General features: G+C 63.6%; 12 protein-coding genes and 1 pseudogene. 8 read left to right on the top strand and 5 right to left on the bottom strand.

From position 1 onward, the window contains the following. Positions 1-42: 42 nt before the first annotated feature. The 4 genes from IVB23_RS01590 to IVB23_RS01575 form a co-directional block, all read right to left on the bottom strand. Positions 43-768, bottom strand: a complete 726-nt coding sequence (locus tag IVB23_RS01590; protein ID WP_197966249.1) for an ABC transporter ATP-binding protein — start codon at positions 766-768, stop codon at positions 43-45. Then, entirely contained in the window at positions 761-2,434 is a 1,674-nt protein-coding gene (locus IVB23_RS01585; RefSeq protein WP_247802301.1) for a branched-chain amino acid ABC transporter ATP-binding protein/permease, read from the bottom strand. Before IVB23_RS01585 ends, IVB23_RS01590 begins: the two co-directional genes overlap by 8 nt. Further along, positions 2,431-3,306, bottom strand: a complete 876-nt coding sequence (locus IVB23_RS01580; RefSeq protein ID WP_197966250.1) for a branched-chain amino acid ABC transporter permease — start codon at positions 3,304-3,306, stop codon at positions 2,431-2,433. Before IVB23_RS01580 ends, IVB23_RS01585 begins: the two co-directional genes overlap by 4 nt. A gap of 64 nt (positions 3,307-3,370) precedes the next feature. Next, positions 3,371-4,591 carry an amino acid ABC transporter substrate-binding protein gene (locus IVB23_RS01575; RefSeq protein WP_247802300.1) on the bottom strand — a complete coding sequence of 407 codons (1,221 nt, stop codon included), beginning with the start codon at positions 4,589-4,591 and terminating at the stop codon, positions 3,371-3,373. 302 nt (positions 4,592-4,893) lie between these two features. Between IVB23_RS01575 and IVB23_RS01570 the strand changes: the two genes are divergently transcribed. The 5 genes and pseudogenes from IVB23_RS01570 (at position 4,894) to IVB23_RS01550 (ending at position 13,655) form a co-directional block, all read left to right on the top strand. Continuing rightward, positions 4,894-5,718: a helix-turn-helix domain-containing protein gene (locus IVB23_RS01570; protein ID WP_246515380.1), complete on the top strand. Its 825-nt coding sequence runs from the start codon at positions 4,894-4,896 to the stop codon at positions 5,716-5,718. Between the two features lie 590 nt (positions 5,719-6,308). After that, a complete protein-coding gene (locus IVB23_RS01565; protein WP_247802299.1) occupies positions 6,309-8,300 on the top strand; it encodes a TonB-dependent siderophore receptor in 1,992 nt (663 codons plus the stop codon). Between the two features lie 59 nt (positions 8,301-8,359). Next, on the top strand, positions 8,360-9,652 hold the full coding sequence (gene fsrB / locus IVB23_RS01560) for a siderophore utilization protein FsrB (RefSeq protein ID WP_247802298.1): 1,293 nt from the start codon (positions 8,360-8,362) through the stop codon (positions 9,650-9,652). A gap of 37 nt (positions 9,653-9,689) precedes the next feature. Further along, a pseudogene (locus IVB23_RS01555) lies at positions 9,690-10,219 on the top strand (hypothetical protein); the annotation flags it as partial. Between the two features lie 322 nt (positions 10,220-10,541). Continuing rightward, positions 10,542-13,655: an adenylate/guanylate cyclase domain-containing protein gene (locus IVB23_RS01550; RefSeq protein ID WP_247802297.1), complete on the top strand. Its 3,114-nt coding sequence runs from the start codon at positions 10,542-10,544 to the stop codon at positions 13,653-13,655. Between the two features lie 108 nt (positions 13,656-13,763). Here the strand turns inward: IVB23_RS01550 and IVB23_RS01545 are convergent, their stop codons facing one another. Further along, a complete protein-coding gene (locus tag IVB23_RS01545; RefSeq protein ID WP_247802296.1) occupies positions 13,764-17,588 on the bottom strand; it encodes a hypothetical protein in 3,825 nt (1,274 codons plus the stop codon). A gap of 403 nt (positions 17,589-17,991) precedes the next feature. Between IVB23_RS01545 and IVB23_RS01540 the strand changes: the two genes are divergently transcribed. The 3 genes from IVB23_RS01540 to IVB23_RS01530 all read left to right on the top strand — a co-directional run bounded on the left by IVB23_RS01540 (position 17,992) and on the right by IVB23_RS01530 (position 20,997). Then, positions 17,992-18,555, top strand: coding sequence for a hypothetical protein (locus IVB23_RS01540; RefSeq protein WP_247802295.1), 564 nt, complete (start codon positions 17,992-17,994; stop codon positions 18,553-18,555). 81 nt (positions 18,556-18,636) lie between these two features. Continuing rightward, a complete protein-coding gene (locus IVB23_RS01535) occupies positions 18,637-19,665 on the top strand; it encodes a hypothetical protein (RefSeq protein ID WP_247802294.1) in 1,029 nt (342 codons plus the stop codon). A 309-nt stretch (positions 19,666-19,974) separates the two neighbouring features. Next, positions 19,975-20,997, top strand: a complete 1,023-nt coding sequence (locus tag IVB23_RS01530; RefSeq protein ID WP_246515382.1) for a hypothetical protein — start codon at positions 19,975-19,977, stop codon at positions 20,995-20,997. Positions 20,998-21,059: the final 62 nt, after the last annotated feature.

Genomic DNA, 21,059 nt, shown 5'->3' with positions numbered 1-21,059 from the left:
GAACTCTCCATGGGTTTCCGGGTGATATGGGTTGCTGGGTGACTATCTTGATGCAGCGCGCGCCTTGCCCAGATAGGCGCGCTGAATCTCGGGATCGTTCTTCATCGCGCTGGCCGGTCCGCTGCCGGCGTTGCGGCCGGACTCGATCAGGTAGACCCGATCGGCGAGATCGAGGCTTGCCCGGGCATTCTGCTCAACCAGCAGCACGCCGACGCCACCGGCGCGTATCTGCGTCAGCGCGCGAAAGACCTCGCGGCTGAGCAGGGGAGACAGCCCGAGCGAAGGCTCGTCGAGCAGAAGGAGACGCGGGTTCGACATCAAGGCGCGGCCGATCGCGACCATCTGCTGCTCGCCGCCGCTCATGGTGCGGACGGCCTGGGGCAGGCGCTCGGCCAAGCGCGGGAACAATTCCAGGGTTTTCGCGAGCCGGTCCGCTTCGCCCGCGCGCGCACGGGCCGGATAGGCGCCAAGCTGCAAGTTCTCGGCAACGGTCAGGTCACCAAACACGCCGCGTCCCTCCGGCACCAGGGCGATGCCGCGCTCCACAATGAGATGAGCCGGCAACTCGCCGATGTTTTCCCCCTCGAACCGGATGGTCGCCCCGAGGGCGGGCTTGATCAGACCGGCGATGCTCTTGAGCAAGGTCGACTTGCCGGCACCATTGGCACCGAGGATCGCGACGATCTCGCCCTGGGCGATGCCGAGCGTGACATCGGCCAGCGCCTGATGCTTGCCGTAGAAATGGGAGAGGGCGGCGACTTCAAGCATCGTCGTCTCCGAGATAGGCCGCGACGACCTTCGGATCGGCCAGCACCTCGTCCGGCGCGCCGCGCGCGATCACGCGGCCGGCGTTCATGACGATGCAATGGCCGCAGAGCGCGCGGATCGCATCCATGACATGCTCGACCATGATGATGGTCAGGCCGCGCTCGCGCAGTTTCGCGATCAGGGCGATGCCCGTTTCGAGCTCGCTCGGATTGAGGCCCGCCAGCCATTCGTCGAGCAGCACGAGGCGAGGCCGAAGCGCCAGCGCACGGGCAAGCTCCAGCCGCTTCTGGTCGATATAGGTCAATTCGCGCGCGAGCGTTTCATGCATGGTGCCGAGCCCGACCAGGTCGAGCAGCTCGCGTCCCGTCGTGTCGGAACCGTCCGACGTGGAGAACAGCCGCGCTGCCGCTACGTTCTCGGCGACGGTCAGGTCCGGCATCACACGCACCAGCTGGAACGTGCGCGCGAGGCCCAGGCGCGCAATCTGGTATGCCCGCAAACCGGTGAGGACGGTGCCACTGAACCGGATCGTGCCCGATGAGGGCTTCAAGGCGCCGGACAGCGTATTCAGCAGCGTCGTCTTGCCCGAGCCGTTCGGGCCGATGATGCCGATGATCTCGCCGGCTGCGACCGTGAAGCTGACGCCATCGACCGCGCGCAATCCGCTGAATGACTTGCTGACGCCTTCGACTGCGAGAAGCGGTGCCTTGTTCATCGTGCGCGCGAACGCTGCGGCGGGAGAACCCACCGGAATCCGCCAGCGCCCGGTCCTGAACAAGCCGATCACGCCATTCGGCAGCGCCAAGACGATGAGCACGAAGATGACGCCCAGCACGATGCTGAAATGGTTGGGCAGGGTCGCGGTCAGCACCTCGAACAGCAAGACCAGCGGAACGACGCCCAGCACAGGCCCGAACAGCGAGCCTGCGCCGCCCAGCAACGCCATGATCACGACCTGGAACGAGATCGTCGGATTGAAGGCGATCGCGGGATCGATATACGTCCAGCGCGGCGCCATCACCGCGCCGGTCATCGCCATGAATGTCGCGCTCAGAACGAAGACGCCGAGCTTGACCCGCGTGGCGTCGATGCCGGAATGGCTGGCCGCGGTTTCATCGGCGCCGATGGCGCGTAGCGCCAGCCCGTAGCGCGACCGCCCGAGCAGCCAGCCCACGAGAAACACGAGCGCGGTCAGGCCAAGGAGCTGCCAGTACAGGATGTCCTGTGTCACCGCGCTGAACAGGTAGCGGCCGACCGACTTGTGGATGTTGACCTCGTACCAGATCACAAGTTGCCGGATGAGCTCGGCGAGGCCGAACGAGAAGATCACGAAATAGATGCCGGACAGGCGGAGGGTGGAAAGCCCGGTGATGGCGGCGGTCAGCGCGCCGAGGCCGGCGGCGGCCAGCATCACGACGGGCCAGGGCATCGTCTCCCCAAGGGCGGCGGCCGTGTAGGCGCCGAGGCCGAAGAAGGCGACTGTCGCAAGCGAGACGTAGCGGGTGGGGCCTGAGAACATCGCCCAGGCGGTCGCCAGGATCGTGAAATAGAGAACACTGATGCCGAGCGCGAGATAATAGCCGTCGGCATACAGCGGATAGGCGGCGATGGCCGCGGCCGCGACGAGGCCGGCGCACCACAGCGACGTCCGGACGAGCCCCGTCACGACGCTGCTCTCCCGAACAGGCCGGTCGGCTTGATCAGCAGCACGCCGAGAAACAACGCATAGGTCGCAGCCAGCGTCAGGCCCGGATCGACCAGCCGGGCCACGGCGGTCTCGACCACGCCGAGCAGCAACCCCGCGACCAGCGCGCCCATGACGTTGCCGACGCCGCCCATGATGACGACGACCAGCGCCTTCATGGTGAAGACCACGCCCATGGCCGCATTGAAGGTGAGAAACATGCTGACGAGCACGCCACCGACGGCGACAAGGCCGCCGCCGAAGGCGAACGCAAGCCCCGACAAGGCCGCCACGTCGATCCCGACGAGGCGCGCCGCATTGGCGTCCACCGCGATGGCGCGGACCGCTGTGCCGATCCGCGTGCGGGTCAGGGCAAGATACACGGCGCCGCCGACCATGGTTGCGAACAGCAGCGCGACCAGGCGGTTGACCGCAAGGGTCGATCCCATGATCGTCAGCGGAATGGAGAGATAGCTATAGCTGTAGTACTGGCCGCCGAAGGCGACCAGCATGGCGCCCTGGATCACGAACAACACGCCGAAAGTGACGAGGATGCTGTCGATCTCCTGCGCGCCCCGGTCCTTGCCCCGCTGCATCAGCCGCTCCAGCAGGAAGCGATAGAGCAGCCAGTTCAGCACCATCGCGACCGGCACGGCCAGCAGCAGCGCCGCAAGCGGACTGAGACCCAGGCCTGTGTACAGCGAAAGTGCGCCAAAGGCGGCCGCGACCAGCGACTCGCCGTAGGACAGATTCATGATCCGCGCCACGCCGTATTGAAGCGTCAGCCCCAGCGCGATCAGCGCATACATGCCACCGAGCACCAGACCCGGCAGGACGATGTCGACAAGCAGCATGAGACGGCGTCCCCTCGGATCGAACGGCCGGCAGGCCTCGTGAAGCAAGGCCTGCCTGCCGGACTCACTGCCATTGCGCCTTGGGTACGACCGGCGCGCGTGCGCCCGGGAGCGAGGTTGGGGCGAGGCCGTAGAACTCGCCATTTTGCCATTGGCCGACGCTCCACACCTCCTGGAGCAGCCCGTCCTTCAGCTTGACCTTGCCGATGATGGTGTCGAACGTGCCCCCGCGGATTTCCGCCGCGACCGCGGCGCGATCGAGCTTGCCGACCTTCTCGATGGCCTGCTGCAGCACCTGCAAGCTCGCATAGGTGATCGAACTCGCCCAGCGATCGGGCTCCTTGCCGGTTGCGGCCTTGTGGCGCGCGAGATAGTCCTTGAGCTGCAGCGAGTCCGCGTTCCAGCCGCCAATCCCCATCACGCCGTCGCTGTTGGCGGCGAACTTGCCCTTGTAGAGCGGAAAGGCAGTACCGACGCCTACGTAGAAGATCTTCGGGTTGAACTTCAGCAGCTGGGCCTGTTCGGTCAGCGCAATCGTGTCAGGCGGATAGCTGAAGGCGATGAAGGCATCGGGCTTGGCGGCGATCGCATCGTTGAGCAAGGGCTGAAGGTCCTGCGACCCCATTGGATAGGTCTTGTCGTAGGCCAGGGTGAAGCCCGCCTTCTTGAAAGCCTCGCGGGCGGCCGTGGAGAGCTCGATGCCGAACTGGTCGGCGACGCTCACCATCGCGATGGTGCCGCCGATCTTGCTCTCGCGCTTGAGCCTGCCAAGCAGCTCGGCGAGCGCATCGGAGATCTGCGCCGAGGTGCCGAGCCAGAACGTCGCGTTCGACCAGCGCTTGGCCAGCTCCGGGGCCTTGTCGGTCACGGAGGTGACCGCGAGGTGCGGATAGCCGAGGCGGTTCAACGTCGGCCCCACGGCGAGATTGAGGCCAGTGCCCCAGGGCGGAAGAATGAAATCGACCTTGTCCTGGTTGGCGAGGCGCTCGATCGCCTTGACCGCTTCTTCCGAACTGCTGCGATCGTCGTACTCAACGACCTCGATCGGCAGCTTCTTGTCGCCGAGCTTGATGCCGCCCGCGGCGTTCACGTCCTTCACCCACAGCTCGTAGTTCGGCAGGGTGGTGATGCCGGCGCCGCCGGCATAGGGCCCGGTTTTGGAGATCGCATAGCCGATCCGGATCTTCTCCTGCGCATCGGCTGCGGACGTAAAGGTCCCCAGCGCCGTGGCGAAAGCCATCAGGCCAGTGACGCGCAGCAACGTTCGACGGCTCGCCGAAAACATGTCGATCCTCCCTCGTGTTCACTCAAGCGATTGTTCGCAACAATGAAAGTGGTCGCTTCCTCATCGTCCTGATTTCTTCGGCGCCGCTCGGAAGCCGGCCGCGATCGGGACTTGACCTAGCAAGCACTGTCGGTTTTGTTCGCACAATGGACAAATCCGGGGAAAGATTGGACGTTTCCGGTCCCATCGGTCAGGTGCGTCGAGCGGTCGCGGGCGTCCATCCGGTCGCAATCGCCGCACCGGCGGCATCGGCACCGGTCGGCGCCGCGTTGATCGGATCGCACTATGTTGCGAGACGCTGGATGCTTGGGTCGAAGGCGGCCCGGCCGTTCATCCATTTGCTTTGCCTTCATCGCGGCTCCGCTGCCGAGATCCGCCAGGCCGGTCAGGTGATCGCATTGACCGGGCCCGCTCTGATCTGGTTGCCGGCGGGCTCGGCCGAGTATTTGGAGATATCCGCCGGGGCGACTGCCGAGCTCTTGCAATTGCGCTCCGGCGTATGGCACCGCTTCCTGCCGCCATCGGCGGAGCCGGCCTATCTGGCCCTCGAAAGCGCCGCGGGCATCATGACATTGCCGGTCGAGCCCGAACTCGTGACGACGATGTCGCGTTCGATCGGAGCAATCGCAACCGAGATCGCATTGCCGACGCGCAGCGGTGCAGGGTCGATCATGTCGGCCGAGCTCACGCTGTGCGTGTTGCGCTTCTGGCGTCTCTTCGCCGGCAACAACGATCAGGATGACCAGGGCAGCAATGCGGACGTCTTGAGCCGCTTCCGCCGACTGCTCGAGGAGAGATATCACCAGCATCTGCGCGTCAGCGACTACGCCAATCTGCTCGGCATAACGGCGGACCGCCTGCACTCGCTGTGCAGTCGCGAACTCCAGCGATCGCCAAGCGAGTTGATCCAGCAGCGTGTCGTCAAGGAAGCCGCGGCGCGGCTGGAGGCCGGCACGGCCGCCGTCAAGCAGGTCGCGTTCGCGCTCGGCTTCAAGGACACTGCCTATTTCAGCCGCTTCTTCCGCAAGCACACCGGCGAGGCGCCCGGCATGTGGCGGCGACGCGTTGCTGCACGCGTGAGGGCGGGGCGATCAAGGCCAACGCTGAATTTCGCCGATTGGCCATGAGCCGCGATCGGTCGGCAGGAATTTGATCCCGATAGCACCGCTGACAGACACAGCACGCGTCGCCACAGAAACACTCCGAAATCAATCAGGTCAGATCGGGACGAAGGTTGCCCAGGGAAGGCAGGCAACGTCAGCCTGCCGATGAGCGCATTGGTCGCGCATGCTGCGCACTCGTCTGGAGAAATTCTAACGTTGTTCCTATCGCACTCCCAAACCGCCTGAGTTAGGGCGGGGCATCAAGAACAAAACCGGCGAAGCCGGCAGTGCGTGGGACTTTACGAGACGTGACAGACTTCCAGTTTCCTTTGCGTTCCGACACGCGTCGTCAACTGATTCAGGTGCTTTTCTTCGGTGCGGTCAGCACACTTGCTCTCACCGTGCCGTTCGGTTCCGCGCGAGCGCAGGCGCAGATTCCTGCTGTTACCGTGGAAGCGCCGGCAGAGCGCGCCCGTTCGGCGGCAATTGCTTCGTCGCGAAGGGCGGCGGCAACTCGCACCGCACGCGCCAATCGTCGCGCTCCGGCGCAGCAGGCCACCCCGACTCAGTCGGCATCATCGAACGGCGCCACGGGCGAACGCGCCAATGGACCGGTGCGTGGTTTCGTCGCGACAAGGAGCGGCACCGCCACCAAGACCGATACGCCCTTGATCGAGACGCCACAGTCGGTGTCCGTCATCACGACCGATCAGATCAGGAACCAGGGCGCGGTCTCGATCGGCGAGGCCCTGCGCTACACCGCCGGCGTCAGCGGTGACGTCAATGGCGGCTCGGACACCCGCTTCGGCGGACTCCAGATCCGCGGCTTCGACATGACCATGCCGGGCCTCTACGTCGACGGCTTGCGGATTCCGTCCAGCAACTACGTGCATTTCAACGGCCTCGATCCCTATGGCGCCGAACGCATCGAGGTGCTCAAGGGCCCGTCCTCCGCCATGTACGGCGGCAGCGGCACCGGCGGCGTCCTCAACTACGTGACCAAGCTGCCGACTGCGCAGCAGTTCGGCGAGGTTTCGATCTCTGGCGGCAGCTTCAACCGCTATCAGGGCCAGTTCGACATGGGCGGCCCCGCCAACAAGGAAGGCACGGTGCTGTGGCGTCTCACCGGCGTGGTTCGCGACGGCGAGACCCAGGTCGACTTCAGCAAGGACAATCGCGTCTTCATCGCGCCCGCCGTCACCTTCAAGCCGAACGAGGACACCACCATCACCTTGCTCGCCAACTATCAGCGCGATCGAGCAGGGTGGGGTCTCCAGTTCTTGCCGGCGTCGGGTACGGTGTGGCCGAACAACGGCCGCACCATTCCGGTCTCGTTCTTCGCGGGCGTGCCGAGCTTCGACGCGTTCAACACCGAGATCGCGACCGTCGGCTACCAGTTGGCGCACAACTTCACCGACAACATTACGTTCCGCCAGAACCTGCGCTACGCCTATCAGCACAACGAGGAAAAGGTGTTTTACGGCGGCGGCTATACCGACGAAGCCGCAGGGCAGCTCGCGCGCTATGGCAGTTACAGCAACTCCTACATCAACTCCTTTGCGGTGGACAATCAGCTCCAGGGCAAGTTCAACACCGGCATTTTCAGCCACACCACGCTGGTCGGCGTCGACTACCGCAACACGTCCTTCCGCGACACCGCTTATGGCGTGACGACCTCGTCTCCGACGATCAATGTCTTCAACCCGGTGTATAGCTACGACTATGCTGTGGACGGCGTGCCGAGCGACAAGACTGGCGTCAAGCAGTCGCAGGTCGGCCTCTATGCGCAGGATCAGATCAAGCTTGGCCGGCTCTCGTTCCAGCTCGGCGGCCGTCAGGATTTCGTGACGACGCAGGTCGATAACGGCATCGCCAACACGACGGTCGCGAAGGACGCTTCGGCCTTCACCGGGCGAGCCGCCGTCATGTACAATTTCGACAATGGCATCGCGCCCTATTTCAGCTACTCGGAATCGTTCCTGCCGCTGCTCGCGACCGGCTTTGGCGGACAGATGCTCAATCCCGAGACCGGCGTCCAGTACGAGGTCGGCGTCAAGTACCAGCCGATCGGCTGGAACGCGCTGTTTACCTTTGCCGCCTTCGACCTGACGCGCGACAACCTCGCGGTGTACGTGCCTGCAGCCACCTTTTACGAACAAATCGGGCAGGTGAAATCGCGCGGCATTGAGCTCGAAGGCACGATGTCGCTCGCCGACGGCTGGAACCTGCGCGCCGCCTATGCCTATGTCGATGCCATGGTCACGCAGGATCCGGTGAATGTCGGCAAGGCGCCGGTCACGGTGCCGCTCAACCGCGCTTCGTTGTGGAGCGACTATACGCTGCAGAGCGGGCCGCTCGCGGGCTTGCAGTTCGGCGGCGGAATCCGCTATGTCGGCGCGACCTGGGGCGATGAGGCCAACACCTTCAAGGTGGGTGCCTCGACCGTGCTGGACGCGCTGCTGGCCTACACCCATGACAATTGGCGGCTGTCGCTGAACGTGACCAACGTTGCCGACACGCGCTACGTCGCTGCGTGCTACAGCCTGGCGGGATGCTTCTATGCCGAGGGGCGCAAGGCGATCGGCAAGCTGACCTATCGCTGGTGAATTCGAACGGAAGACGGTCTGGCACCGGGGGCCGGACCGCTGGATGAGAGTGGAAGACGATGAGAGCGATATTCGGCAGGCTGCATCGCTGGGCGGGATTGCTCACGGCCGGATTCCTGTTCTTCTCCGGCATCACCGGCGCGATCATCTCCTGGGATCACGAGCTCGACGACGTCCTGAACAGCCATTTGTTCGATGTCTCAACGAAGGGCCCGGCCATTCCCTCGCTCGAGCTCGCCAAGATAATCGAGCAGCGCGATCCGCGTGCGCGCGTCGTCTACCTCTTCATGACGCCGGAGCAGGGCCATTCGCTGTGGTTCTTCGTCATGCCGCGGATCGATCCCGCCACCGGCAAGCGTTACCCGCTCGACTACAATCAGGTCTTCCTCGATCCCAACACCGGCGTGGAGCTCGGCCGGCGCTATTGGGGCGCGGTGTGGCCCGTCACGCGCGAGAATTTCGTCTCGTTTCTGTACAAGCTGCACTACACGATGCACATCCCGGAATTCTGGGGCAGCGACCGCTGGGGCATGCGCGTGCTCGGCATCATCGCCATCATCTGGACCATCGATTGCTTCGTCGGCTTCTATCTGACGCTGCCCTCGCGCCGGCGCGCCAAGGCGGCGCGGGCGCCCGAAGTCGCGCGCCAGCTCGAGCGCGGCTTCTGGGCGCGCTGGGCACCGGCCTGGACCATCAAGACCTCGGGCAGCGCCTACCGGATCAATTTCGACATCCATCGCGCCTTCAGCCTGTGGACCTGGGGCGTGCTGTTCATCATCGCCTTCACGGCGTTCTCGCTCAACCTCTATTTCGAGGTGTTCTCGCCGCTGATGAAGATGGTCTCGAACTACACCCCGACCCCCTACGAGCAGCGCCCCTATCGCGATCTCGACAATCCCATCGAGCCCAAGGTGACGTTCGCCGAGATCGCCGCCCGCGCGGCCGCCGACGGCAAGGCGCGAGGCTGGACCACCCCGGTCGGCGCGCTCAGCTACGGCCCGGCCCATGGCGTCTATGCCGCCGCCTTCTTCCATCCCGGCGATGATCACGGCGCCGGCGGCGTCGGCCCGGCGCAGCTCTATTACGACAGCGAGGACGGCCGCCCCATCGGCGAGCGACTGCCCTGGGTCGGCACCGCCGCCGACATCTTCGTGCAGGCGCAATTCCCGCTGCATTCGGGCCGCATCGTCGGGCTGTTCGGCCGCATCCTGATCTCGGTCATGGGCCTCGTCGTGGCGGCACTGTCGGTCACCGGCGTCGTGATCTGGTGGCGCAAGCGCCGCGCCCGCGTTCGCGCGCGCGAGACCGCCGCGATACGCCTGAACCGGCAGCAACTGACACCGGCAGAGTAGGCTCCGGCACTCCGCCGACGGATGAACCTTCCCGCACGGGCTCGGCTTCGCTTCCGAGAGCGACAAGATGCAAGCCCTGGTGACCACGACCGGGCTGCTCAAGCACTGGCTGCGCGAGCACCGCGAGGACGGCATGCCGCAGGAGAGAGATGCCGCGTTCAAGTCGGACCGCTTCTTACCATTACGCCATCCAGGACGCGGCCTTCGCCAGATATGCCGAGCTGCCGCTCACCAAGCCCGCATCCGCCAGTACCGCGGTCGCCGTGCAGGGCGTGCGCGGCAATGGCGGCCTCAAGGGACCACCGCATGAAATCGATGTCGTCGCCATCAAGGACGACAAGGTCTTCTTCATCGCCACATCGGACGCCGTGAAGACGGCTGAAATCCCGCCTGCGAGAAGCTCTGGAAGCAGATGATGGCCAGGAAGACCCCGCAGGACGCCATGGCCCGTGAAGACCAGGCGATGGACGTACCGAGTGCTTTGCCAAGGAAGCGCCAAGCCAGAGCTGGTTCGCAGCCGCCGTCAAGAAGGCGCAGAGCCAGCTGGATCTGCTGCCGCTGCGCTAGGCGCCGCAGCTCGAGCGTCTGGCGTACCCTCCGCCCGGACCTTCACGGGCAGGGCGGCCAGCTCAGCCGCTGTGGGTGGGCCGGCGGTGCTTTCGCCAGTGCAGCGAACCGCATCAAGGGGAAAAACATCAGGTTTTTGAATTTGTTAGGCCGACGCGGCCGCACCGATCTCCATGTTCGGAGGATGCGATCCGCGGGTTCCACTTGTGCTGGCCGAGGGTAGGCGAGATACTATGGCTGCGTATGATGGCTTGCGGTATCTGGTCTGGCACCAGCTGGAGACCGTGCTTGCTGTTCGGCAACGAGTTGGCTGCGATCGACGATGAATACGCAGACGCGCGACCGAAAAGGCGAACGTCATCGATTGACGGTGCTTTTCTCTGACTTGGTGGGATCCACCGCGCTGGGCAGAGACATCGAATCCGAGCACCTTTCCGAACTCCTGAGCCAACTGCGGCAAATCTGGCATCGGGCGGTGGCGAAGCACGGCGGTCGCATCATCAGAACGCAGGGAGACGGTGCCCTCGCTGTGTTCGGCTACCCCCTGTCAGGCGAAGATGACGGTCGTCGTGCTGCGGAGGCGGCACTCGATATTCACCAGTGGGTCGGGCAGTTGCGCCACGATGGCGTGTCCCCGGCTCTCATGCCGCTTCAAATGCATTCCGGTATCCACGCCGGCACCTTGCTCCTGACCGAGGGAGATATCGAGTCCGGCCGGTACGACCTGATCGGCGATGTCGTGAACACTGCGGCGCATCTGTCGCGCTACGCTGCGCCGGGGCAGATCCTTGCAAGCCTCGATGCCCTCGGTCCGCATGCAAATTTCTTCGAGCTCGGCGACCGCCTTCAGACATCGGGTGCAGCGGCCGGAATGCCGCAGGCGCGCGTGGTGCTGAGACGAAGTACGGCGACCCGCCGATTCGAGGCGACTTCTCGTCGCGGCCTGACGCCCTTTATTGGTCGCAACGAGGTCTTCAACTTTCTGACCGATTTTCTCAACCAGGCACATCCGACCAGGCAACGCTGCGTGGTCGTCGTCGGCAGCCCCGGGCTTGGGAAGACGCGCCTCCTGGAAGAAGTGTTGCGACACTGTGGTGCCGAACCCTTCAAGCTGCTGAGGGGCAACTGCGAAAGCTATGCCGGTGCCGAAGTCCTGCAACCGTTCCTGCAAATGCTGCGCGCCCACCTGGGGATCCGACCGGATGCATCTGTCGTCGAGGCCAACGAGATTGCCCGCGCCGGCCTGCAGCCATGGGCCTCCCACCTCGGCCCGCGTGCTGAATCGATCCTTGCACTGGCGTCGACCGGCGCCGATGCGCGCGGCGGCCGGATGACCGTCGATGGCGTGGTCGGTGACCTGCTCGGATTCTTTACCGTCTTGTCGGCACAGGGTCCATTGGTGCTGGTGATCGATGATTGGCAATGGTCCGATGACGCGAGCCGACAGTTGCTGGAGGCACTGTTGCAATTGCCCAATGGACCGCGCGTCATCCTCGCCAGCCGGCCACGCGACGACGAGACCGAGTGGATTGCCAACGCGCCGTCCCTGCAGCTGCAGCCGTTCCAGGGCCCGGAAACCGACCTTGCTGTGCGACGCTGGGTGCCCCAGGCAGATCCCTTCCTGGTGGCCCGTGTTCACAGCTATGCCGGCGGGGTGCCGTTGTTCATCGAGGAGCTGTGCCACTCGATCGCGGCCAACGATCCTCTTTCGTTCGAAATGCGCAGCAAGCAGGGATGGATCGCAACGCTGGTCGCCTCGCGACTGGCGCGCCTGCCGCCGGATGAGGTGAACGTCGTGCGCGCCGCGGCAGTCATTGGCAACACGGTGCCGCACGGGTTGCTGGTGTCGGCCTGCGGCAGCGAACCAGACCCGGCAATAGTGCGGGCGCTGGCCGACGCCGACTTTCTCTACGCTGATCCAGCGGGCGGCGTCCTACGCTTCAAACATGGCATCACGCGGGACGCCGTTTACGACACGATCGGTCTGCACGAGCGTCAGGCATTGCACAGACGCATCGAGGCCGCGTTGCTGGCACGATCCGAGCAGGCTGATCGCGAAGACACGCTGGAAGCCCTGGCCTACCACTCGCGCGGCGCGGGTCATTGGGAGAGCGCGGCCCATTATGCCGAGCGCGCCGGTGACAAGGCCATGGCAGCATTCGCGCTGGACCGTGCACGTGCCCAATATCAGCTTGCCATGGAGGCGCTGGATCGCGTGCCGCACCGCGCGCGCGAGCAGTCCCTGCGTTGGTGCTTGCTGGCCAATAAATTAGGTTTGGTGAGCGTATTCGACCCGCTATCGTTGGCCGACGACACCACCGTGTTCGAGCGGGCGGTCGCGATTGCGTCCTCGCTCGGCGACCTCAGTGCAATGGCCAGTGCGTATGAATGGCTCGGCTACATGTGCTACGCATTCGGGCGCTTTCGCGAGGCCGTGACACACACAAGGAAAGCACTGGAATTGGCACGCAAGCTCGGTGAGCACCGCCCGATCGCTCAGATCGAAGCTTCGCTGGGCCAGATACTCGCCGCAAGCTGCCAGTACGACGAAGCCATCACCTTGATCGACGCCGCCAACTCGACCAAGCAGCAACGCAGCCGCCGGCACGGCGCCCTCGCCATCGGCACCGCCTACGCGTTGTCGTGCAAAGGCAGTGTGCTCGCCGATCGCGGAGATTTCGACGGCGCTCACGAGTGCTTCAGAGAAGCGATGGCCCTGGTCGAAGGCTCGACCCACCCGGTCGTCGGTTCGGTGCGCAATTGGATTTCGGTCGTGCTCGTCTGGCAAGGTCGCTGGCAGGAGGCGGAGCGGCTCGCCGTCGAGGGAGCTCGCGTTGCCGAGAATATGCGCAGCCTGCTGCTGCTGGCGGATTGCCGCGCCGCGTCTGGATTGGCCCGCTGGTCGGCGACCGGCGATGCCGAAGGTTTGCAGCAATTGCGGAACGCCGTGCAATGGATGGAAAGGCGAAACTTCCACTTCTACACGTCGGTTCAATATAGCTGGCTGGTCGAGGCGGCAGCAGCCGAAGGCGATGTCGATACGGCACGGCGGTATGCCGTCCATGTCCTGCGCCGCGCGCGCGAAGGCGAGCGGCTGGGCGAGGCGGCGGCATGCCGTTCGCTCGCGAAACTCGCGGCCCTGCGCCAGGATTTCAGGCTAAGCCAACGCTGGTTGCAGCGGGCCGAAGCGTCCGCAGGCTGGCGGGCCTCGCTACGCGATGCGGCCCTGAATCTGGCAGCACGCGGTGAGCTTCTCGCGCAGCAGGGGCAGGGCGAGGCGGCCCGCCAGACCGCACTGGAAGCCGCCGAGAAACTGCAGGCGCTCGGCATGCGCTGGCATGCGGAGCGGGCGATCCGGCTTGTCACCGGCACGCCCGTCATCTGCGCCAACGATGAGCACGGCCTGCTCGGTGGCGGTCAGCACTATGCGATCTAGCCAAGCGCGACGACTGCGCGCAAAGGCGTCCCGCGTCCGGGGGGCGTCTCGAAAGATGCCGCAAGCGAGCTGCTCGCCTCGCTCCTCGTCACATGCGATAGCCCTGCTCTAGGGTGAGGGCGGCGGCGCGGGAACCCTGCCGTCCATCGTCAAGCTCAGTGGAATGGGGCCGGTGCGCAAGGGCAGCGGCGTCTCCACCAGTGCGCTGAAGAAACCCAGCATCACGGCAAGTGCCGGGTCTGCTCCGGGACACGAATGCGTGGGATGGCCCGTGATCCTGCGGTTGCCGCCGAAGGCATAATAGATGTCCTGACGCCCTTCGACGAGATTCTGCTGGGTGGCGGAGACTGCGCCGGCGACGATGACATCTCCCGGTCTGATCTCGACATTTCCGATGGTGTGCGAAACGATGGCTGTCCGCCAGATCAGTTCGGGCACCGCGCGCAGTTGCATGGCCGGGATGAAGTCGTCTCTCAGCCGGTTGAGGGCATCGGTGTAGTCCTTTGCCACGGTGCCGGCATAGCGGGCGCGCAACGCCCACAGGGTTCCTTCACGCAGCCATTCGTTCAATATCCTGCGCAGGTTTCCGTCGACGGTCGGAATGAAACCCATCATGGCGCCGGCGATTGTGCGCGCCACGAACGGGATGTCGTCCTTGCCCCGCGGAGAGTTGAAAACAGCATTCGTGACGGGTCCGTTTGTCGGCCCGAACCGCTCGAGGAACCCGACCATGGCGCGGCGTGCAGCGTCGCCATGTGCCGCGCCGACCGCCTCCACTTCCTTGTTCGGATGAGGCTGGAAGATGTAGCGCGAAGGGGAGAGGAAATGACCGGGGTAACCGGGCGGCTCGCCTGGCTTCCAATCCCAGCGATAGCCGGCGCGGCGGAAATAGCCGCCGTCTTCGCTCAACCCGAACCACCTTTCGCAGAAGGCTGCGAGCAGCGGATCCACCAATTCGTGCACGTCGACAGTCAGTTCCCAGCTCGCTTCGCCGTCGGCGGCGGCATAACCAATCGTCTCCTTGACCATGAAGCCCAGCACCTTCTGTGTGACCGCGCGCGCCAGCTCGAACGAGGCGAATTGGTCGAGGGACATGATCGCAGCGTTGCACGCCGCGGATTCCTGCTCGTAGGCCTGATCTGCCTGTCCGGCGTCGCGGCCGAGATAGAGGATGCCGAATGACCGCTGCATGCGGGGAAGATAGCCGGTGATGGTCAGCTTGGTGTCGGAATCGGTGAAGACCTGCTGGACGAGGTCGCGGTCGGCCACCAGAACCCCGAAGGGCGTGCGGAGCACGCCGCCGTGGCGCTCGCGGATTGCACCCCAGATCGACGCGTTGACGAAATGCGAGGCTGAATCCGGATCTTCGAGCGCCGTCTTCCACGCGGCCATCGCCGCGGCTTCGCCCTGCCGGCTTTCGATCAGGCGCAGACGCGCGATCTCTCGTTCACCGTCATCCACGCTCCACGTCACCGCCGGTTTGCACCCCTGGCTCGCCGCCCATTGTTGCAGATCGGCAAGCGCCTTCTTCGATGGCGCAAAGAAATAGGCTCCCCATTCCAGACGTACGAACGGACAGGGCTGGTCGTGGAGCCGGTCCGAGCCGTCCAGCGCGACACGAACGGTCTGGCCGCCATGCTCGAAACGAAAATGCCGAAGCCGGCCGGGTTCGGCGAGGCCGAGGAACGGATCGCTTTCCTGGGAGGAGGATCCCGAACTGTTGCCGCCGGCGAGCCAGCTTTGCACCACCTCGAACTGCTCGCCGAGGCTGGCATTGTAGGCCATGAAAATCAGGCCGCGCTCCGGTTGCGGGACCGATTTGGCGGCTTGCGGGTCGTCACGGTTGACGGGCGGACCGTAGGACATGCCGCGCCTGACGATCCGGGGGGGCCGGGCGCCGGCATCCGCCTTGGTGATCGGGATGCGCGGATTGGCGCGCCGTATGTGCGCGTGAAACGGGCACAGTTGGGCCTGCGCATCGGCGTCGTAGTTGAAATCGTTGCAGCCCTTGTCGGGAGGCGGAGTAGGGGTCAGAGGTTGGCCGGCCTTCGGATGTCCGGTCGGCCAGCGTCCCATCATCTTGGCCATCAGCATCTCGCGCGTCAGGGCGGGTGCGTCCGGGCCGGCCGCCTCGGTCGCCTGTCGCGTGGCGCGGGACAGGACGTCCTCGAGCTGCTCGACATCCTGTCGCAGCTTGCGCAGCGCCATGAAACTGCCGTCGCGGAGCATCGCGTGAGCACGATTGGTCGCATCGCCGAGCGGCGCCGTCTCGTCGGCGAGGTTCGGGTAGCCGCACAGAATCTCGCCGAGATGCACCCGATTGGAATAGCTCTTGCCGGCCTGGCTCTCGTACAGCACCGGATTCGAACTGCCGTCGGCGAATCCGAAATGGTCCTTCATGTTCTCGGAGGACCCATCGCGTTGCCGCTGCATCCACTGAATCGAGAGCGGCCTGACGCCAGGATCCACCTCGACCAGGCGGCTCATTTCGGCCATCAACGGTTTTCTCGCATCCGCCGTCGTCTGCGGGTCCTTGGACAGCAGGCGAAGCTGAAGGACGGCATGGACGGAGCTCATGCTGATGCGCGGCGAAGGATCATCTTCGCGCAGGTCCGGTGCGCCGATGCCGAGCGCCCAGTTGCTTGCCGGAAGGCGCCAGCGCTGGGGATGATTCCAGCGCACGTCGCCGAGCAGGCCGGCGCGTCTTTCCATGCCCTGCAAGAATTCTTCCGGCAGTGTGCGCACCTCTGCGTCGGACAGTCCGGCGTGACGCAGCCCCTCGATCGTGAATGCGATGTTGGTAACGATCTGCCCCGGGGTCAGAGCGTCGGTTTCGGACGTCACGTGCAGGACGTTGAGAAAAGTCGCCAGCGCGACCGGACTGGCGAACTGCAAGAGCAGCAGGCAGCCGTGATCCGACGCGGGGTAGGCGGTCAGAATCCCGCCTTGCACGTTGCCGAGATCCCGCAACGGCAGTTCAGCCGGCAGGGCGAGCGGCAGGTTGCGCCGTACCGGCGCCACGTCGGGCGGGGTCATCAACCAGAGCAGGGCCTCTTCATAGCGACGGCGGGCCCGCTTGACGCCTTCGGCGTAAATGGGGTCGTTGATCATGGTGACGAATTCCGGCAGCAGCTCGTGGGCGGCCCGATGCAGAACCACCCCGTCATGCGTCCCCGGCGGATAGAAGTCGGCCAGATGGTAGAGCGCCGCCAGCGCGCGTATGCCGTGGCGAAACGGAGGCCGGCCGGCAGCTTCGATGGTGAGCGGTTGACTGAAGCCGGCGTTGGTGGGATCGACGCCGATCTTGCCGTCGACCTTGAATATCGATCGTCGCGCAATATCCTCCGGCGACGGAATTCTGATCTGCGTGACGATCCGATCGGCGCCTGGGCCCGAGGCTCGCCGATAGACGCGCTCCTCCATCCGCAGGAAGCGCGTGTCATCCACGGTCAGGTCAGGGGTGGAATAGAGGAAATAGGCTTCGGTCTGCCTGCTCTTGAGCCAGATGCCCCAGTTTTCGTAAGTGTTCTCGTGACCCAGCTTGTAGCCCTCGGTATTGCAGAAGATGAGGTCGAGCAGACGGGCGGCCTTCTGCCAGATGACGCGGACATAGGCTTCCCAGGAGCCGTCGAACGTCGCGGTCAGCAGCACATAGTCCACGGCGTTCTCGGCATCGTCCTCGGGTTCGAGTACGGCGATGCCCACGGAGTGAATGCGTCCGACGCGGTCCACGGAGTCCGACAACACACGGGCGAGTTCGTATTCATACGCGCTGGCGCGTCCGCCATTCAGCGCCCGCAACACGTATTTGACGCGAGTCTTGTACGTGGTCGCATCCAGCGACGGCACGAACCCTTTCTTGATTGGAGCAAGGACCCTGAAATCGGACGTGCCGGCCATGCTGCCGGTCTTGATGGTCAAATCCCGGCGCATTGTCTCTGCCTCCCTCGTGCGAGCGGCGTTGCGCCCGCGAAAATGCAGCTACTACAATTTTGCTTCCGCAAACATGTAATCTGGCTCACAAGATTTCCGATGCGCTGATTGATTTTGATGCAGGCCTCTCGGCCGCATTGTCATCGTCGCGGCAGCAGTTCGAACCACAGAGCTTCCCAACTCTGCGGCTCCGGCGCCCTTGTTTCTATGAACTGGCCCACAATTCCGAACTTTCTTCTCGATCGCAGATCGAAAAGTCGCCGAAACAAACCAGCGCCGCCGCACCTTGCCTTTGAACTTCCCCGACCGCTCGCGTCACTACTAGTCATAGCCGTGGTGGGAACCGAGGCTCCCTCCAGTGCTCGGCTTTGCGCAGGACACGCCAGCAACGGGAGAAATGGCCATGGGACGCGCGCCGCAGCCACTGCCGCAATACACGCCGCCGGGCCCGGTGGAACAGATGCCGAATATGGCGACGCAACCGCGGTGCTCGCCACTTGCCAAGGTTCACAGCGCCGCCGTCTTTCCCTACGTGGCCAATGAAGTCGCAACGTCCCGCACCGAGGTCGGCCATCTCGGTGTGGACGTCAGTCTGGTCCCGCCGGCCGGCATTTGCCAATATCTCATCATCTGGGATTTCGGCGTCGACTGGCGGCATCTCAAGAACATTGCCAAGCGCGATCCGCTGTTGGTAGCGCAGCTCATCCGATTCGAGACCGACAAGTCGCTGCAGTTTCAGATCGTCGGATACAGCGACAGCGCCGGCGGCGAACGGAACAACATCTTCCTGCGCACGGGCCGCGCCAGGAACGTCTTTCGCCTGTTCGGCCCAAGCGCCCGCTCGCGCGTCTTCTCCGTCAAGCCCGCTTCACACTACGAGTATCTGAAGGACAACACGACCGTGATGAACAGGGCCGCCAATCGCGCCGTGGTCGTCGAAATCTTCGTCGGCGGCGGGACGATCTAGCCACTTCCCACAGGACGGAGGCTCTCATTTCCGGGCGCGAATTTGGCGTTGTCGGACCGGACGAGGACAGGAGAACCAGCCATGGCCGCCTTTCAAGAGGTCTTCCGCCGCTCCGGCATCGACGAGCACCGCAGCCCGCCGGGCATGGTGGTGCCGTTCGGGGGCTCCAACATCGTGGCGCTGATCGACCCCGGAAGAAAGCTCAAAGTCGATCCCAACCCCCATGCCCTCGGGATCAAGGAGATCGATGGCGCCGATATCCGTAGGCGCCTAGTGCAAGCCAGAGACACCTTCTCCGAACCCGATATCGATCCGCAGCTCAGGGCGGCGTCGCTTCCTGCCACCTTCAACAGCGATGCACGGTTCTTCGAAATCAATGGCCGGATCAAGCCGATTGGCTTTCCCGGCCTGGAGGTGGTGGCTCGGTCGGCTGGCCGGAAGATCGAAGCCAGGCTCCATGTGGCCGTGCTGCCAGAGATCAAGATTAAGGTGGCGTTCCGCAACGTCATGGTTCCGGGGACCGGCGGCGCTCCGGCGTTTCACGCCAAGAAGCCCTGCAACGAGCAAGATGAATTGGCGACGATGAACAGTATATGGAGGCCGCAGGCCAACATCCGTTTCGAGCGGGTGCCAAGCGACTGGCTGGTCATCGACGACTCGCAGGCTCGCGTCAAGCAGGAGCTCGCCAATGCCACTGGCATGAAGGATGCGAGCCTGGCGGCCCTTCCCGATGCAATCGAGGTCGAAAAACTGAAGAGCTTCTTCGTCAAACACAAGGTTAAGGGCGCCCATCTCACCATTTTCTGCGTCGATAAGCTTTGGTCCAATGGCTCGTCTCTCAATGGATCGTTCGCTCGATCGTTAGACCTTGCCTTCATTAGCTCACAACGCGGGCCCAACACGTCTGCCCATGAAGCCGGGCATTTTCTCGGCTACTACTCGAAGAGCGCGACCAAACCTTGGGACAGCCAAGGCCACACGCTGGAGACCGATCCGAAAACCGGAAACGAAAACAGGGCGGAAGACATCAAGATGCTGATGCGCGGGGGAGGCGCCGGGTGGAAAATTCCGTTCAATCTCGTCAAGGAATTCCGCGACTTCCCCGGCTAACACTCGGAAGATCGCATGGAAGCTGCAGGGTCCTCTCGCGATTGCAGGCGATACTGAACGGCTTCGCTGCGACATCGCAATGAAACCAACGCTGCGTACGCTCATTCCGGTCAAAACCACGGAGTGTCCTATGGCTTCGCTTTCACCTACCACGACGGCGTCGATGGCACCTTCACGTATCTGACGGGATATCTGAGGGCGACGATGAACCGCCAAAACGTCCAGAGCGACCCATTAATTGATAGGCGGATCTTTCGATCCGAGTTCTACCCGTTTCGCAGTCGGTCTCTCCGTTGGGAGATAAGCAACATGGCATCACCCGGGAAAATCCAGGAGTACGGATCGCAGGCATCGGATACGATTGCGGCGAAGTTATTCAACTTTGACGTCGGCAAGTTCGCCATAAAGCCGGAACATTCCAATTGGCTGAATAACGTCGTCGCTCCGAAATTAAGGGACGGAGGAAGCCTTACGATCATTGGACTTGCAAGTCGTACCGGTAGCGACGATTTCAACATGCTATTGTCGCATAATAGGCTGCGGGCCGTAGTTGATTTGCTTCGCAAGCAAGTGCCCAACAATTTCAAAGTCGCGTTCGAGGTGGCGAAAGGGGAACGCGCGGCCATGTATGCAGGTGAAATGGATGGTGTGGAAAACGAGACCTGGCGTGGTGTCATCATCTCAGTTTGGAATAAACCAAACCCACCGCCGCCACCGCCGCCACCACCGCCGCCTCAAACGAGACCTCAATACTATCCGGCTGAACGCAAATTCTTCAAGCGTTGGCTCGGCTTCGGCGTTAAGTCTGGCGGGCAGTTGTTAATCGGCGGCGTCGAGAGCACGACCGCGTACGTCGTGAACTTGGGAGATCTGGAGACCTTTGATCTCCAGATTGTCAGCAGTCGGTGGGGACTAGGTCTTGGAGGCAGCGGAGGGGCCGTTGCTGTCATCGGCTTTGGGTTCAGGGTTCCATATGAGTTGGACCATGAATCCTTGAATGACTGGGGCGTCAATGTCGCATTTACCGAAAAGCTGATCTCGAAATCGGCACTACAATCCATCCATCACAGCAAGTACTTCATCGATGGCTTGAAAAACGGTAAGTACGTGGCGCCCACGCTAAATGCGCGAAACGCCTTTACGGCTGTTGGAATACTTCAGAACGTGAGAAATGCACTTCACACGCTGTACGGAGGACTTGAGGCAGCCAAGGGCTCGGGCGTCATTGTGCTCGACTTGCCGCTTTTGGGTGTTGGACTTGAATTGTCCGCTTTCGTGACGCGAGGAAAGATGTACGTCTCGAATCCTTCCCATTGGACAGGACCGGATTGAAGGCTCGGGCAGCATGCGATGCCGTTTGATGCCGCAGTTTGGTCAGAGGCGGGAAAGGTGCG

Source organism: Bradyrhizobium sp. 191 (assembly GCF_023100985.1).
GTDB classification, from domain to species: Bacteria; Pseudomonadota; Alphaproteobacteria; order Rhizobiales; family Xanthobacteraceae; genus Bradyrhizobium; species Bradyrhizobium diversitatis.
The sequence above is the reverse complement of the archived record's forward strand: the minus strand, read 5'-3'. Positions and strand labels throughout refer to the sequence as shown.

Excerpts from the sequence above, each read along its gene's own strand:
- IVB23_RS01590 (WP_197966249.1), bottom strand. The coding sequence starts at position 768 with ATGCTTGAAGTCGCCGCCCTCTCCCATTTCTACGGCAAGCATCAGGCG.
- IVB23_RS01580 (WP_197966250.1), bottom strand. The coding sequence starts at position 3,306 with ATGCTGCTTGTCGACATCGTCCTGCCGGGTCTGGTGCTCGGTGGCATG.
- IVB23_RS01575 (WP_247802300.1), bottom strand. The coding sequence starts at position 4,591 with ATGTTTTCGGCGAGCCGTCGAACGTTGCTGCGCGTCACTGGCCTGATG.
- IVB23_RS01570 (WP_246515380.1), top strand. The coding sequence starts at position 4,894 with ATGCTTGGGTCGAAGGCGGCCCGGCCGTTCATCCATTTGCTTTGCCTT.
- fsrB (WP_247802298.1), top strand. The coding sequence starts at position 8,360 with ATGAGAGCGATATTCGGCAGGCTGCATCGCTGGGCGGGATTGCTCACG.
- IVB23_RS01550 (WP_247802297.1), top strand. The coding sequence starts at position 10,542 with ATGAATACGCAGACGCGCGACCGAAAAGGCGAACGTCATCGATTGACG.
- IVB23_RS01545 (WP_247802296.1), bottom strand. The coding sequence starts at position 17,588 with ATGCGCCGGGATTTGACCATCAAGACCGGCAGCATGGCCGGCACGTCC.
- IVB23_RS01540 (WP_247802295.1), top strand. The coding sequence starts at position 17,992 with ATGGGACGCGCGCCGCAGCCACTGCCGCAATACACGCCGCCGGGCCCG.
- IVB23_RS01535 (WP_247802294.1), top strand. The coding sequence starts at position 18,637 with ATGGCCGCCTTTCAAGAGGTCTTCCGCCGCTCCGGCATCGACGAGCAC.
- IVB23_RS01530 (WP_246515382.1), top strand. The coding sequence starts at position 19,975 with ATGGCATCACCCGGGAAAATCCAGGAGTACGGATCGCAGGCATCGGAT.